The sequence below is a fragment of the Microbulbifer regidiadema (SeqCode) genome, from assembly GCF_052467605.1.
Genome location: NZ_CP174316.1, coordinates 2,548,170 through 2,563,222 on the forward strand (window position 1 = coordinate 2,548,170; position 15,053 = coordinate 2,563,222).

Annotated in this window: 15 protein-coding genes; 3 read left to right on the forward strand and 12 right to left on the reverse strand. The window is 56.7% G+C overall.

What is annotated here, in order from left to right:
- Window positions 1-421 precede the first annotated feature (421 nt).
- Window positions 422-3,742, forward strand: coding sequence for a pullulanase-type alpha-1,6-glucosidase (pulA, locus tag ACJJIF_RS11750; RefSeq protein ID WP_444928538.1), 3,321 nt, complete (start codon window positions 422-424; stop codon window positions 3,740-3,742).
- A 70-nt stretch (window positions 3,743-3,812) separates the two neighbouring features.
- Here the strand turns inward: pulA and ribA are convergent, their stop codons facing one another.
- From ribA to ACJJIF_RS11810, 12 genes are all read right to left on the reverse strand, one after another.
- Window positions 3,813-4,430 carry a GTP cyclohydrolase II gene (gene ribA / locus ACJJIF_RS11755; RefSeq protein WP_444928539.1) on the reverse strand — a complete coding sequence of 206 codons (618 nt, stop codon included), beginning with the start codon at window positions 4,428-4,430 and terminating at the stop codon, window positions 3,813-3,815.
- Between the two features lie 17 nt (window positions 4,431-4,447).
- Window positions 4,448-5,083 (reverse strand): retropepsin-like aspartic protease family protein, encoded by a 636-nt coding sequence (locus tag ACJJIF_RS11760; RefSeq protein WP_444928540.1) that lies wholly within the window; start codon window positions 5,081-5,083, stop codon window positions 4,448-4,450.
- A 17-nt stretch (window positions 5,084-5,100) separates the two neighbouring features.
- Window positions 5,101-5,589, reverse strand: coding sequence for a phosphatidylglycerophosphatase A family protein (locus tag ACJJIF_RS11765; protein ID WP_444928541.1), 489 nt, complete (start codon window positions 5,587-5,589; stop codon window positions 5,101-5,103).
- 35 nt (window positions 5,590-5,624) lie between these two features.
- The gene (gene thiL / locus ACJJIF_RS11770; protein WP_444928542.1) at window positions 5,625-6,566 is read right to left on the reverse strand and encodes a thiamine-phosphate kinase; all 942 of its coding nucleotides are present in this window, start codon (window positions 6,564-6,566) and stop codon (window positions 5,625-5,627) included.
- Between the two features lie 10 nt (window positions 6,567-6,576).
- A complete protein-coding gene (gene nusB / locus ACJJIF_RS11775; protein WP_444928543.1) occupies window positions 6,577-7,020 on the reverse strand; it encodes a transcription antitermination factor NusB in 444 nt (147 codons plus the stop codon).
- 65 nt (window positions 7,021-7,085) lie between these two features.
- Window positions 7,086-7,556 carry a 6,7-dimethyl-8-ribityllumazine synthase gene (gene ribH, locus ACJJIF_RS11780; RefSeq protein ID WP_444932346.1) on the reverse strand — a complete coding sequence of 157 codons (471 nt, stop codon included), beginning with the start codon at window positions 7,554-7,556 and terminating at the stop codon, window positions 7,086-7,088.
- Window positions 7,557-7,649: 93 nt separating this feature from the next.
- Window positions 7,650-8,771 carry a bifunctional 3,4-dihydroxy-2-butanone-4-phosphate synthase/GTP cyclohydrolase II gene (gene ribBA, locus ACJJIF_RS11785; RefSeq protein ID WP_444928544.1) on the reverse strand — a complete coding sequence of 374 codons (1,122 nt, stop codon included), beginning with the start codon at window positions 8,769-8,771 and terminating at the stop codon, window positions 7,650-7,652.
- Window positions 8,772-8,849: 78 nt separating this feature from the next.
- Complete coding sequence (locus ACJJIF_RS11790; protein WP_444928545.1) at window positions 8,850-9,512, reverse strand: riboflavin synthase; 663 nt, start codon at window positions 9,510-9,512, stop codon at window positions 8,850-8,852.
- Window positions 9,512-10,657, reverse strand: a complete 1,146-nt coding sequence (ribD, locus tag ACJJIF_RS11795) for a bifunctional diaminohydroxyphosphoribosylaminopyrimidine deaminase/5-amino-6-(5-phosphoribosylamino)uracil reductase RibD (protein ID WP_444928546.1) — start codon at window positions 10,655-10,657, stop codon at window positions 9,512-9,514. Before ribD ends, ACJJIF_RS11790 begins: the two co-directional genes overlap by 1 nt.
- Window positions 10,654-11,121 (reverse strand): transcriptional regulator NrdR, encoded by a 468-nt coding sequence (gene nrdR / locus ACJJIF_RS11800; RefSeq protein WP_444928547.1) that lies wholly within the window; start codon window positions 11,119-11,121, stop codon window positions 10,654-10,656. The genes ribD and nrdR overlap by 4 nt, the downstream gene beginning before the upstream one ends.
- A 147-nt stretch (window positions 11,122-11,268) precedes the next feature.
- Window positions 11,269-12,537: a serine hydroxymethyltransferase gene (glyA, locus tag ACJJIF_RS11805; protein WP_444928548.1), complete on the reverse strand. Its 1,269-nt coding sequence runs from the start codon at window positions 12,535-12,537 to the stop codon at window positions 11,269-11,271.
- 218 nt (window positions 12,538-12,755) lie between these two features.
- Window positions 12,756-13,253, reverse strand: coding sequence for an outer membrane beta-barrel protein (locus ACJJIF_RS11810; protein WP_444928549.1), 498 nt, complete (start codon window positions 13,251-13,253; stop codon window positions 12,756-12,758).
- A gap of 730 nt (window positions 13,254-13,983) precedes the next feature.
- On the opposite strand from ACJJIF_RS11810, the gene ACJJIF_RS11815 reads away from it, so the two are divergent.
- Window positions 13,984-14,559 carry a hemerythrin domain-containing protein gene (locus tag ACJJIF_RS11815; protein WP_444928550.1) on the forward strand — a complete coding sequence of 192 codons (576 nt, stop codon included), beginning with the start codon at window positions 13,984-13,986 and terminating at the stop codon, window positions 14,557-14,559.
- Between the two features lie 28 nt (window positions 14,560-14,587).
- Window positions 14,588-15,031, forward strand: coding sequence for a SpoIIAA family protein (locus tag ACJJIF_RS11820; RefSeq protein ID WP_444928551.1), 444 nt, complete (start codon window positions 14,588-14,590; stop codon window positions 15,029-15,031).
- Window positions 15,032-15,053: the final 22 nt, after the last annotated feature.

The window sequence follows — 15,053 nt, forward strand, 5'->3', positions numbered from 1 at the left end:
CCGACGTTTGGGAACTGTCGTCGGGCGCGGGCAGCTCGGGGCTGCTACTGGACCCGACGGAGGGTGGTAACAATCATCAATTATCCTCCGCAGTCATTGAATTGTGGATGCCGCCGCACTAGCTACGGGGTAGTGGCAAATTAGCATTACCAGGGGATTGGAGCAAGCCCAAAGACTTGCCCCTAAAACGGCAGCGCCGGAAACCGTCGGACTAATGCCGATAACTGCGGGGGCTCACCTCTCTCGACTCTCAGTCCGCAGCTCCCCGCACCTCGATAAAGCACTACTGTCGCCCAATTCATTCCTCTCCTCCTCCCGGGGGTAGGAGGCCACCTCCACAGGACTGCGCTTCAATACCCCAGAGAAATCCACACAAAATATTTCCAATACCACAAAGCAAAAACAACAAATGGGGAAAACTATGCCAATTAAGCAACTCACCGGGCCCGGCACAAGGGCGGCCCTGATTCTGGGCGCACTCTTCTGCTCCATTCAGGCGCCCAGCTGGGCCTCCGATACCCCCGACCCCACAGTCGTCAATATCCCCGGCAACCTGCAAAGCCAACTGGGCTGCGACGGCGACTGGCAACCGGATTGTGCCGCCACCCAGCTCAGCTATGACAGCGACGACGACAAATGGCAGGGGAGCTTCTGGGTAGCGGCCGGCCACTGGGAGTACAAGGCTGCCCTCAACAACAGCTGGGATGAAAACTATGGCTGGGGCGGCCAGCGCGACGGCGCCAATATTTCCCTCAGCCTGGATGAAGCCCGCGAGGTCAAGTTTGTCTACGACCATGAAAGCCACTGGATCAGCGACAACCACAACAGCGTGATCGCCACTGTGGCCGGCAACTTCCAGTCCCTGCTGGGTTGCCCGGGGGACTGGCAGCCCGGTTGCCTGCGCAGCTGGATGCAGGATACCGATGGTGACGGCACCTACACCTTTACCACCTCAGCGCTGCCGGCCGCTGCCTACGAATTTAAGGTGGCCCTGCACGAGGGCTGGGAGGAGAGCTACGGCAACAATGGTGCCAATGTCAGCTTTACCGTAACCGCCGACTACGACGAGATCTACTTTGCTTTTGATTCGAATAGTAAAGAAGTCACTGTCAGCAGCGACGGCTTCGCCAAGGGTGACCTGAGCAGCGATAAAGCCCACTGGGTGGATGCCAGCAGCTTTGCCTGGGATATCCAGGAGGGCGATAAGGTTAAACTGCACTACAGCGACAGTGCCGAGCTAAAACTGGAGGACGGTGATATCCGTTCCGATGGCGCCATCGAACTCACCGCGCTCACCAGCCTACCGGACAGCGCCCAACAAAAATTCCCGCACCTGGCCAGCTTCAGCGCCTGGCAACTGCCACAGCCGGCGGCCATTAGCGACCTGGTCAGCCAACAGCTCGCCCTCGCCGCTTACGATGCCGAGGGCAAGTTAATCGACGCTACCGGTGTGCAGATGGCAGGCGCCCTCGATGACCACTTCTACTACGCAGGTGAACTCGGCGCCCGGGTCGGCGCGGACAATATTCAGTTCGATCTCTGGGCCCCCACTGCACGGGCGGTAAAACTGCACCTGTTTGCGGATTCCAGCAGCGATAGCGCCGACCAGGTAGTACCCATGCAGCGCGACGACTCTAGCGGCGTTTGGCGTGCCGATATCGACACCCAGTGGGACCGCCGCTTTTATCTGTACGAGGTCGAGGTCTACTCCTACTTTAGCCGCCAGATTGAAACTAACTTGGTCACCGACCCCTACTCCCTGAGCCTCTCCATCAACAGCGGCAAGAGCCAGATCGTCAACCTGGATGACCGCGACCTGAAACCGCACGGCTGGGATCAGCTGCGCAAGCCCAAGTTAACCCAGCCGGAAGATATCAGCATCTACGAGCTACATGTGCGCGATTTCAGTATTGCCGATAGCACTGTACCCGAGGCAGAGCGCGGCACTTTCAAGGCTTTCACCCGCCGGCACAGCGACGGCATGCGCCACCTCCATAAACTGGCCCGCGCCGGCCTCACCCACGTCCACCTGCTGCCGGCCTTTGACTTTGCCACGGTCAATGAGGATCGAGCGCAGCAGCAGCAAACCCCGGACCTCTCTGTCTATGCACCGGATAGCAGCGAGCAGCAGGCCCAGGTGGACGCTGTACGCGATAGCGATGGCTTTAACTGGGGCTACGACCCGTTGCACTACACAGTACCCGAGGGCAGCTACAGCAGCGCTGCCGATGGTACTGCGCGCATTCGCGAATTCCGCCAAATGGTGCAGGGACTGTCCCACACCGGCCTGCGCCTGGTAATGGATGTGGTGTACAACCACACCAGCTCCTACGGCCAATACGACAACTCCGTACTCGACAAAATCGTCCCCGGCTATTACCACCGCCGCAATCTGGAGGGCGGTGTGGAGATGAGCAGCTGCTGCGCCAATACCGCCAGCGAACACGCCATGATGGAAAAGCTGATGATCGACTCTCTGCTCACCTGGGCCCGGGCCTACAAGGTGGACAGTTTCCGCTTCGATCTGATGGGGCACCACAGCCTCGACAATATCCTCAAGGCCCAGGCGGCACTGCAATCGCTGACTCCAGCAGCCGATGGGGTTGATGGCAGTGCTATCTACCTGTACGGCGAGGGCTGGAATTTTGGCGAGGTGGCTGACGATGCCCGCTTTGTGCAGGCGCGCCAGGGCAATATGGCCGGCAGTGGCGTGGGCACCTTTAACGATCGCCTGCGCGACTCGGTGCGCGGCGGCAATCCCTTCGGCGGTTTTGAGGAGCAGGGCTTTGGTACCGGTCTGTTCACCGACAGCAACGGCAAGTTTGAGGGGGAAGATGAGCGCGCCACACTGCTAACCCTGGCCGATAAAGTCCGCGTTTCCCTGGCCGGCAACCTGGCGGACTACCCTTTTGAAGATGCCAGCGGCAATATCATTAGCGGCAGCGAGCTGATCTATAACGGCCAGCCCAGCGGCTATACCGCCGACCCGCAGGAATCTATCAACTATATCGCCGCTCACGATAACGAGACCCTGTTCGACGGTGTGCAGATCAAAGCCAGTGCCAGCGCCGACTTGGGCGAGCGGGTGCGTATCCAGGCATTCAGCAACTCTCTGGTGCTATTCGCCCAGGGCGTGCCGTTTATCCACGCCGGCCAGGATTTCCTGCGCTCAAAATCGATGGACCGGGACAGCTACAACTCCGGTGACTGGTTTAATGCACTGGACTTCAGCCTCGCCACCGATAACTGGGGGGCGGGCTTGCCGATCGCCGATAAAAACGAGGACAACTGGCTCCTGATGCAACCGCTACTGGCAAATCCGGAGCTGGCCCCCGAGCACCACCAGCGCCAGTGGAGTTCCGCACTGTTTCGCGAACAGCTGGCAATCCGCAATGGCTCCCCCCTGTTTCGCCTACCCGATGCGGCATCGGTAGAGACGCACCTCAACTTTCTCAACACCGGACCCGAGCAGGTTCCGGGATTGATTGTGATGGAGTTATCCGATGTCGATGGCAGTATCGATCCCCGCTTTGCGCGTATTGTGGTGCTGTTTAATGGCGATAACGAAGCGGTGGAATTCAGCAGTTCGCACCTCAGTGGTGAGTACTTGTTCAAACACCCGCATCAGCGCCGCTCGGTAGACCCGCGCCTGCACTGGGCAAAATTTGACCGGGACAGCGGCACCTTTACCCTGCCTGGACGCACTACCAGTGTATTTGTGCAGCCGCGCCGCAGAGATTAATTGGCAGAGCATTAAAAAAGGCCGGATTTTCCGGCCTTTTTTCCTTGGGGTGTCTGAGGGAGCGTGAAAGCTACTGCTCCTCTCCGCCCTCTTCGTCCTCGTGCTCAATCAAATGCCCCAACTTACCTTTCTTGGTAGACAAGTACTTGGCATTGTGGGGGTTGCGTCCGGACTGGTGCGGCAGGCGCTCAGTCACATTAATACCCAGGTCCTCCAGCGCTTTTACCTTGCGCGGGTTATTGGTCATCAGGCGGATAGCGTGAATACCCAGGTGCTCGATCATCGCTTTCAGGATTGAGTAATCCCGCATATCGGCACCAAAGCCCAATTGCTCGTTGGCTTCCACCGTATCCGCACCGCAATCCTGCAAGTGGTAAGCGCGAATCTTGTTTAACAGGCCGATACCACGGCCCTCCTGGCGGAGATAGAAAATAGCTCCACGGCCTTCCATCGCGATACGGTGCATCGCATGCTGTAACTGGGCACCGCAGTCACAGCGCAGGGAGAAAAGCGCATCTCCGGTCAGGCACTCTGAGTGAATACGGGCCAGCAGGGGCTCTTCGGTATCGAAGTCACCCATGGTCAGCACCACATGCTCTTTTCCGGTTTCCACTTCCTCGAAACCGTGCATCTCAAACATGCCCCAAGAGGTGGGCAGTTTTGAGGATTCCACAAAACGAATGGTCAACTTAATACCTCTTTAAATCAGTGTCGGGCGCGCAGTAGCAGCACACCGCCCTGCTGTTCCATATCCACCCGGCTGAGAAAACTGTTGCCGAGAAGCACTACGCTGGGAAAGTCATCGGAGTGTACTGTCGCGTCGACATTGTGAAGCTTGATTCCACCAATAGTGACGCTACTGAGGCGCACTCGATAGGCCCTGGTAACGCCATTGGCGGTGGAAACCCGTATTTCCTGTGCATTATCCAGGTTCAAACCCAGGCGGCGAGCGGTGGGGTAGTTGAACGCAATACTGGTTGCACCGGTATCCACCATCATCGGCACTCTGAGGCCATTCACCCAGGCATCTGTCATGTAATGCCCGCCGCTGTCGGCGGAAAGCCGCACTTCCGCTTTTGCCGCCTGGGCAAAACTGGTCGCGATCGGGGCATCCAGAGTCAGTTTTTGTTCCCGCCCCGACACATTAATCCGCGCATAGCGCGTGGTCGCCTCCAGCAGGGTGATGCCCTCGGGGGATTTCTGCCCGGCTTTGAGGATTCGCTGGCGACCATCAATTTCCAACATGGCGCTATCGCCAAACAGGCCCTTCAACTGCACTTGTTGTGCATGGGCATTCAGGGCGAGGAAAAAACTCAATAAAGGTAAAAAATAACGGCGCATTGATCTTCCCTATCAATCTAGGCCCCCAGTAGCCACGCGGTTAATTGCAGTACCAGGGCCGCATAAACGGCGGCCAGTATATCGTCGAGCATAATTCCAACGCCACCTTGTACTCTGCGATCAACCCAGCCGATGGGAGCGGGCTTGACAATATCAAATATGCGGAAGAGCACAAAACCGTACAGCGCCCAGGCCCAGCCCGCCGGGGCCATAAACATGGTGAGCCAGTAACCCACCATCTCATCCCAAACAATACCGCCGTGATCGTGAACCCCCATTTTCTTGGCTGCGGTATCGCATAGATAACAGCCCAGCAAACCGGTAACTAACACAATGGCCAAATACCAGAGCGGGGACAAGTCCTGCATCAACCACCAAAATGGTATCGCGGCCAGAGTGCCAAAAGTGCCCGGGGCCTTGGGGGCCAGCCCGGAGCCGAATCCAAATGCCAGCAATAGACTGGGGTCGCGCAACAGCTGGGAAAATGTCGGGTTATTAATGCTCATTGTTTTAATTCTCACAAAGGCGCGGTAACGTCGCCCTAAAAGTGCCGATAACCCGGTGACTGGGCAATCCAGGGTCTGCCGCGATAGGAGCAGCGCACCTGCGGCTCTCCCTCGACGAGCCTGCCAATGGGCGTCAAACCCAACTGGCGAATCTGTTCAGCGGCCGCCGCCGGTGCGGTAAAGCAGAGTTGATAGTCATCCCCGCCGCAGGCCGCCAGCTCGACAGCGCTATCTGCGGCCAGCCGACTGGCCAGTGGTGCAATGGGCAGGGCCTCCAGCTCGATCTCTGCGGCCACACCACTCGCCTTGCAGATATGGCCCAGATCACCCAGCAAGCCGTCGGAAATATCCAGTGCGCTGGTGGCAATAGCGGCGATTGCACCGGCCGTCTCTAACTGCGGTTCGGGGAAGTAGAACGCCTGCTCCGCCTCTCTGCGAATCGCCTCACTCACACTCCGCTCGGCCAAAATAACCGGCAGAGCCGCTGCGGCGGCCCCGAGGGGACCGCTCACATAAATATCGTCACCGGCGGAGGCGCCATCGCGCCGTAGGGGCTTTTCGGTATGGCCGATCACTTGAATCGTAATGGACAAGGGGCCAGCGGTAGTGTCCCCGCCCACCAGGGAAAGCCCAAACTTGCCAGCGGTTTCCAACAGGCCGCAGGCAAACTTCTGCAACCAGGCAGAGTCGCTGTGGGGTAAGGTCAGGGCGAGGGTAAACCAGAGGGGGCGGGCATTCATTGCCGCCAGATCGCTGATATTCACCCGCAGCGCACGGCTGGCGAGCATCAGTGGATCGGCATCTGCGGGGAAGTGGCGGCCCGCCACCAGGGTATCCATAGAGGTGGCCAGCTGTCCGCTGGCTGGGGCCTGCAACAGCGCACAGTCATCGCCGATCCCCAGGGCCACACCTTCGCCCTGGGGCGCGCGGGCGAAGTAATCGCGGATGATTTCAAACTCCCCCGGCGCTTTAGACATAATTGCTGACTCAGCCCTTCTTGTCTGCGGCGACCTCTGCCGAGCGCAGCTCCGCAGCCGTCTTATCCAGAATGCCATTGATAAACTTGAAGGCATCGGTGGGGCCAAATTTCTTCGCCAGTGCCACCGCTTCATTGATCACGACCTTGTAGGGCACGTCGATACGGTTCTTCAGCTCGTAGGTGGCCAGGCGCAGCAGCGCGCGGGATACCGGGTCCAGGTCTTCCACTTTGCGGTCCAGGTGCGAAGCGTAAGCCCCCTCCACCTCATCGAGGTTTTTGGCGACACCGTGGAAAATATCGCGAAAATATTCCACGTCGGTTTTGCTCATATCGTTATCGGCGTGAAACTCGGCCTCAATAGAATTGAGACTGGCGCCGGCCATTTGCCACTGGTAGAGCGCCTGCATGGCGTAGTGACGCGCCTTGCGGCGGGCGGATGCAGTTACGGTCATTGTTTTTTCCGGTAGATACTTCACAGAATGGGCTGCGCCGACCCCTTTGGCCGGCGCGCCGGCAATTAAATTTTGCCGATTAGAGAAACCATTTCCAGGGCGGTTTCGGCAGCTTCACAACCTTTGTTGCCGGCCTTGGTGCCAGAGCGCTCGATCGCCTGCTCAATGGAATCCACGGTCAACACACCGAAGGTAACGGGGATGCCGGTGTTCAGGGATACCTGGGCCAAGCCTTTGGTGCACTCGCCAGCCACATATTCAAAGTGCGGGGTGCCGCCACGGATAACCGCGCCCAGGGCAATAATGGCATCAAACTTCTTGGTTTCAGCCAGCTTTTGCGCGGCCAGGGGGAATTCAAACGCGCCCGGCGCGTAGTAGATAGTGATATCTTCATCCTTGATCCCCTTGCGGCGCAGAGTGTCCAGGGCGCCGTCCTTTAGGCTCTCAACCACAAAGCTGTTCCAGCGGCTCACCAGCAGTGCGTATTTGCCCGTACTGCCGACAAAGTCCCCTTCGATCACTTGAATATTGCTCATAATTTTCAATCCGTATTTCTTATCCATAACCTCCGCTCCCAGGGGCAGAGGCTCTAGTGTTGTTACTCTTCTCTTCGAGCAGCAGCGCTTCTATTAGAGCTGCGGCGCTTCGACGTTCAGGTATTCCTCTACTTCCAGGTCAAACCCGGAAATAGCACTGAACTTGAACGGTGCGCTCATCAGGCGCATTTTGCGCACCTTGAGATCCCGCAGTATTTGCGAACCGGTACCCACCTGCTTGTACACCAGGTCCTGGCTGGGGCGCTGTTGCTTGCCGCTGATCAGCCAGTCGATACTCTCCTCGATCTCTTCGGTGGTCTCGTTGTGGCAGATTAGCACCACAACCCCCTTGCCCTCTTTTTCGATACGCTGCATGGCGTGGCGGAAGGTCCAGGGTGTGTATTTTTCATCGCCGCGGCGAATGGTGAGTACATCGCGCAGAGTGTTGCCCACATGTACGCGAACCAGGGTCGGCTCCTCTGGAGTGGGATCGCCTTTGACAAAGGCAAAGTGGCGCTCGCGGCGAGCCTTATCGAGATAAGTGCGCAGCTTGAACTCGCCGAACTCAGTGCTCACCTTGCGCTCATTGACGCACTCGACGGTTTTCTCGTTCAGGGCGCGATAGGTAATCAGGTCGGCGATAGTGCCGATCTTCAGGTTGTGCTCCTTGGCGAACTTTTCCAGGTCCGGGCGGCGGGACATGGTGCCGTCTTCATTCATGATCTCAACGATCACCGCAGCCGCCTCAAAACCCGCCAGGCGGGCCAGGTCGCAACCCGCTTCGGTGTGGCCGGCGCGGCTCAATACGCCACCGGGCTGGGCCATAATCGGAAAGATATGGCCGGGCTGCACAATATCGCTGGGCTTGGCATTTCTGGCCACAGCGGCGCGAACGGTGCGCGCGCGATCGGCGGCGGAAATACCCGTGGTCACGCCCTCTGCCGCCTCAATGGATACAGTGAAGTTAGTGCTGAACTGGGCGCCGTTGTCCCGCGACATCAGCGGCAGGTCCAACTGTTCACAGCGCGCTTTGGACATGGGCATGCAAATCAAGCCGCGCGCATGGGTGGCCATAAAGTTGATGTCTTCGGCGCGAATCTGTTCCGCCGCCATCACCAGGTCGCCCTCGTTCTCGCGATCTTCATCATCCATCAGGATTACCATTTTGCCCTGGCGGATATCGTCGATCAGTTCTTCAACCGTATTTAGTTCCATGGTTAACTCTGGATAAATTTATCAATTGCAAATTGAGCGGCTATCGCTGCTGTTATCGCCGTAGTGCACGGCCTGTCGTTAGCGCTTGTAAAACCCGTTCTGGGCCAAAAATTCGAGGGTCATACCCCCACTACTGGGCTTGGCCGCCTCATCGCCGAGGAGTAGCCGCTCCAAGTAGCGCGCAATCAGGTCCACCTCCAGGTTGACCCGGGTACCGGCGCTATAACCGGTCATAATCGTTTCCTGCAAGGTGTGCGGCACTATGGTGAGTTCAAACTCGGCCCCATCCACAGCATTGACCGTGAGGCTGGTGCCGTCGACGGTAATAGACCCTTTATGGGCAATATAGCGAGCCAGGTTTTCCGGCGAGCGCAGGCGGAAGCGCTCGGCGCGGGCCTCGGACTTGCGCCATACTACCTCGCCAATACCATCCACATGGCCGCTGACAATATGCCCACCCAGGCGGGTCTGAGGTGTCAGTGCTTTTTCCAGATTAGCCCGGTCGCCTTTTTTCCAGCGCCCCACAGTCGTCACATCCAGGGTTTCCGCAGACACATCGGCCCAATAACCGTCACCGGGCAGGTCCACCACCGTGAGGCAGACACCATTGGTGGCGATACTGTCTCCCAGTTGCACATCGCCCAGGTCCAGCTTGCCGCTGCGCACGCGCACGCGCAGGTCACCGCCCTGGGGTTTTAGCTCGGCGATCTCGCCTACGGCTTCAATAATTCCGGTAAACATCAGCGCTCGATATCGGTTGTTGCAGTAATGCGCCAGTCGTGACCGACCGCGCGCATATCGGTAATCGTAATCGGCAGCATCGAGCCCATACGCTCGATCGGCAGTTCAAACAGGGGCCGTCCGCTGCTACCCAGCAGTTTCGGCGCCATATAGACAATGATTTCATCGACATGGCCACGGTAGAGGAACTCACCGGAGAGGGTCGCGCCGCTCTCCACCAAAACCTCATTGCACTGACGCCGCGCCAGCTCCTCGAGTAGGGCGAGCAGGTCTACGCGGCCCTCTTTGTCCTGGGGTAGCACCACAACTTCCGCACCGGTTTTCTCGATACGCTCGCGGCGCTCGGCCTCGGCGCGCTCTGTCGTGCACACCAATGTGGGGGCATCCCCCTGCAAAATAAAGGCTCTCGCCGGGGTGCGCAGCTGACTGTCGACGATCACCCGCAGCGGCTGCACTTCGGCAGCCCGCTCTGCGGCCAGCATTTCCAGCGCCATTTCATCGGCGCGCACATTGAGATTGGGGTTGTCAAAACGCACAGTTTCGACGCCGGTAATCACCGCACAGCTACGGGCGCGCAGGCGCTGTACATCGGCGCGCGCGGCGGGGCCCGACACCCACTTGGATTCCCCACTGGCCATAGCGGTGCGCCCATCGAGGCTCATGGCAGATTTGCTGCGCACCAGGGGCAGCCCCAGAGTCATACGCTTGATAAAGCCGGGGTTTAGAGCGCGGCACTTCTCCTCCAGGAGCGGGCCTTGCACCTCGATCCCGGCATCGCGCAATATTTGCAGCCCGGCACCACTGACACTCGGGTTCGGGTCCTGCATGCCGTAAATCACCCGGGCTACGCCGGCTTTGACCAGCGCCTCGGCACAGGGACCGGTGCGACCGGTATGGCTACAGGGCTCCAGGGTGACATAGGCAGTGGCGCCCCGGGCCCTATCGCCAGCATCGCGCAGGGCCTCGATCTCAGCGTGGGGTTCACCGGCCCGCCGGTGCCAGCCCTCACCGAGCACATTGCCTTGCCCATCGGCAATCACACAGCCCACACGCGGGTTCGGCATAGTCGTGTAGAGGCCGCGCTCCGCCAGCTGGATAGCGCGGGCCATCAGTGCTTCCGCACTGTGTACAGCAGTTTGACTCATTCTGGATTCGATCCCTTACTGGTCAGGCGTTCAATCTCTTCTCTAAACTCGCTGACATCCTCGAAACGGCGATAGACAGAAGCAAAGCGCACATAGGCTATCTGGTCCAGTTCGCGCAGCTGTTCCATCACCAATTCACCGATAGCCCGCGCCGGCAGTTCGCGCTCACCAGTCGCCTGTAGGGCGTGTTTAATCTGAGATACCGCCGACTCCACCCGCTCAATACTCACCGGGCGTTTCTCCACGGCGCGCTGAATACCCGCGCGCAGCTTGTCTTCATTAAACGGCTCACGCTGGCCGTTTTGTTTAATTACTCGCGGCAGCAGCAGCTCCGCAGTTTCAAATGTGGTAAACCTCTCGTGGCACTCCAGGCACTCGCGCCGGCGGCGCACTTGGTCGCCTTCAGCCACCAATCGGGAATCGACTACTTTTGTTTCTTCTGCGCTGCAGAACGGACAGTGCATGTGGGATTATCCCCGGAATGGAAAATGGGCCGCAGTTTACCACAGCCGCTGCGCAGTGTGAGCGCAGCACACACTGCGCAGCGGCCATTAAAACCGGGCACATAAAAAAAGCGGCTCGTTGAGCCGCTTTTCTGTCAGCAGTGCTGATCAGCCTTTTTTATATACGGGAAACTCTGCGCAGATAGCCTGCACTTTTTGTTTCACATCGGCGATCGTTGCCTCGACATCACCTTTCTCCAGCGCATCCAATACGTCACAGATCCAGTGAGTGAGCTGCTGGGTTTCCTTTACACCAAAGCCGCGCGTGGTAATTGCCGGGGTGCCGACACGCAGGCCGCTGGTGATAAAAGGAGAGCGCGGGTCGTTGGGTACCGCATTCTTGTTAACGGTGATATTGGCGTTACCCAGAGCTTCATCGGCATCTTTACCGGTGTACTCTTTGCCAATCAGGTCAACCAGCATCAGGTGATCATCGGTACCGCCGGATACGATATTGATACCGCGATCGAGGAAGGTCTCCGCCATTGCGCGGGCATTTTCCACTACCTTCTTCTGGTAGGCCTTATATTCCGGGCTCATGGCCTCTTTGAAAGAGACGGCCTTCGCCGCGATAACGTGCATCAGCGGGCCGCCCTGACCACCGGGGAATACGGCGGAATTGAGCTTCTTCTCAATCTCTTCGTTGGCGCGTGCCAGGATAATGCCGCCGCGCGGGCCGCGCAGGGTTTTGTGCGTTGTGGAAGTAACAACGTCCGCATAGGAGATCGGGGAGGGGTACTCACCGGCGGCAACCAAACCGGCGATGTGCGCCATATCCACAAACAGGTAGGCACCCACTTTGTCGGCGATATCGCGGAAGCGCGCCCAGTCCATCACGCGGCTGTAGGCAGAGAAACCCGCTACGATCATCTTCGGCTTGTGTTCAAGCGCCAGGCGCTCAACTTCCTCGTAATCCACTTCGCCGGTTTCCGGGTTCAGGCCGTACTGTACTGCGTTGTAGATCTTGCCGGAGAAGTTAACGCGGGCACCGTGAGTCAGGTGGCCGCCGTGGGCCAGGCTCATGCCCAGTACCGTGTCACCGGGGGCACAGAGCGCCTGGTAAACTGCAGCATTGGCCTGCGATCCAGAGTGCGGCTGCACATTGGCGTAGTCCGCGCCAAACAGCGCCTTGGCACGCTCAATGGCCAGGGTTTCCACTTTGTCCACATATTCACAGCCGCCGTAGTAACGCTTGCCCGGGTAACCTTCGGCATACTTGTTAGTCAGGCTGCTGCCCTGAGCTTCCATCACCATAGGGCTGGTGTAGTTCTCAGAGGCAATTAACTCGATATGGTCTTCCTGACGAGAGTCCTCCTCCTGGATGGCTTCCCAAATTTCCGGGTCGTAAGAAGCTAAAGTGACAGATGAATCAAACATGGTGTTCCCTCGGTAAAGCGGGCTTGAGTAGAGGCTTGTGAAACTCGATACCACAGCGCCCAGACTGATGAGTAGGACCAAAGACTCCCAGTGCGGGAGGCCCTACTGCTCAATGCATCCTGGGCATTTTAGAAAGGCGCGCATTGTACACCAAGGGCAGTATGAATGCGCAAATGGGGAAGGCCCGCTAGAAGCATCCCAACCTCCCCCCAAAACGGTTAGAATTTATACACTACAGAACCAGACCAATAGTTCACATCGGCCTCAATAAGGGTGTAATCCAGCTCCATAACCGCCTTATCAGTCAAGTTAAAGCCTATCCCAAATCCGGCAGATAAGCCTGTATCAGACTCTTGAGCCTGCCAGTTATCGACGCTCAACTCCTCGCGGAGGTAGCCGACACGACCTTTGAGATAAAAGTCCCGCTGGTTGCGACGATAAGTGGCATAAATTGCCTGGGTTGCCAGGGAGTAGTCATAGTCACTCCAGTAATAGTCGTACTCACCTTCAATAACAGAATCGGTAGCTTCTACCTCTATCCCCCAGCCAGAATCCCAGGTATAACCGGCGCGAACGCCCGCATTAAAAGGGCTATTGCCCGGGGCATCGACATCCATAATGCCGAAAACCCCACCGACATAGGCACCTTGCGCCTGAACGGTAGCGGAACCCAACAGAGCGGCAACTGCGGCCAGCGCTTTGAAATTGAACTTCATTATCTTCTCCTTACATCCTTGAAGACTGCTCAAAGGGCGCGAAGTATAAAGGGGGAAATCATAGTCACAAGTGTTCAATTGGGCAGGCTGGCCCGAGGAGCTTGTGATGGGATACCCCTATTCACCAAAGGCCGGGGCGAAACTGCAAAGCCTTCCCAGAACCTCAACGGAGGAGGTATTTTCAGCACGACACTATAGGACTCGCTCAGGCTGTAATCGATATCGACTCCAAACGCATATCCAAGTCATTATTGTCGATAAAATCTCTGTGAACTGCCAAACGAAATATCGGGCTTGTATACTCAACCGCGACCTCGACACCCTGGGTACGCATATAACCTACCCACAGTTACACCCCGTGAAAATAACCCGTAACAACCCTCGAATACCGATAAATAAAAAGTAACGGGTAACCCCTCGCCTAAGCTTGCAGAAAAATATCGCCAATAGCGCTAGAAGAAAAAACCTGGAAAACTACTTCAAAAACTTAAGCGGAAAAAGTGAAGATAGGCCGGCCTAACTAGCGATCAAATTTACCCGCGCATATTACATGCAAGCGGGATTTACACAGATGATTAATATTTCAACCACCAGAGAATTACTCTCCCCCCAGCTCGGTAGCGGGAAATTCTACCTATAGTACCACTAAGTCTCCCTCACTTGATCCAAATCAACTTTGCCCTGGCCCAAATGGCAACAATAGGCCATCGACAAATCGCGGAGGTCTGGGATGAACGCCATCTACCGACAACTGTGCTGTGACCATAAACAGATGCAAGAGCTGCTCAACACCTTTGAGCAGTTACTACTGGACCTTTTTGACTGTGGCGACCGCGATCCGAGCACTCTATCGTTAATTTTGGATACTCTGGATTACCTATCGGCATATCCGGACCGATATCATCACCCGGTTGAAGATTTAATATTTTCTCGGTTATTGACCAAGCCGATCCACGATAGAGAGTCAATTTACGAAGCACAAATGCAACATGAAAGTATAGCCGCAGCTACAAAACATATGTGCGCTCTCTTTTATGCCATTGCCAATGATGCCACGGTTGAGCGGAAAGTATTGCAGGAAGCCTGCAACACCTACCTCAGATTGCAGTACAAGCATATGGAGCTGGAAAACGAAGCGATATTTCCGCAGATTGAGCAATACCTGGGGACTACGGACTGGATCTATATCCAAAAACAGGTCAGCGAATTAAGCTGCAAGTATTTCGATAGAGCAACCAGAAAAATCTATGAATCGCTGTACGAAAATCTGACCCAACCTCAGATGCCCGCACAGGCATTAGCATAGATAGATTAACCTCAGGGAGGAAATGGTAATGCAGCTTAAACGCCACGGCATATCCATTGGCATGGAACGTATAAACGACGATTTTTTCCTGTATATAAAGGCCATCGGAGAATTAACCCATAGGGACTATGAGCATATAACCCCCCTATTGGAATACGCTCTGCAAGGGGTAAAAAAAACCCAGGTCCAATTACTGATTGATCTCCGGGATTTTGAGGGCTGGGGGATGCACGCAATCTGGGACGAATTCAAGCTGGCTTTAAAGCACGGCAACGAGTTCTCGCAAATTGCGGTACTTGGGGATGAGGAGTGGCAGCAAATAGCCACAAAAGTCGGGAGCTGGTTTGTCAGCGGCACTGTCCGCCATTTCAAACAGCAACAAGAGGCCATGGATTGGCTACAGGAAACAAGGAAGAGGGATATTGGTCACAGGGAATCTGAAAAGGAATTAGCTTTCTCCACACACTCCTGATAAGTAGTGGATTAAGGGGGCG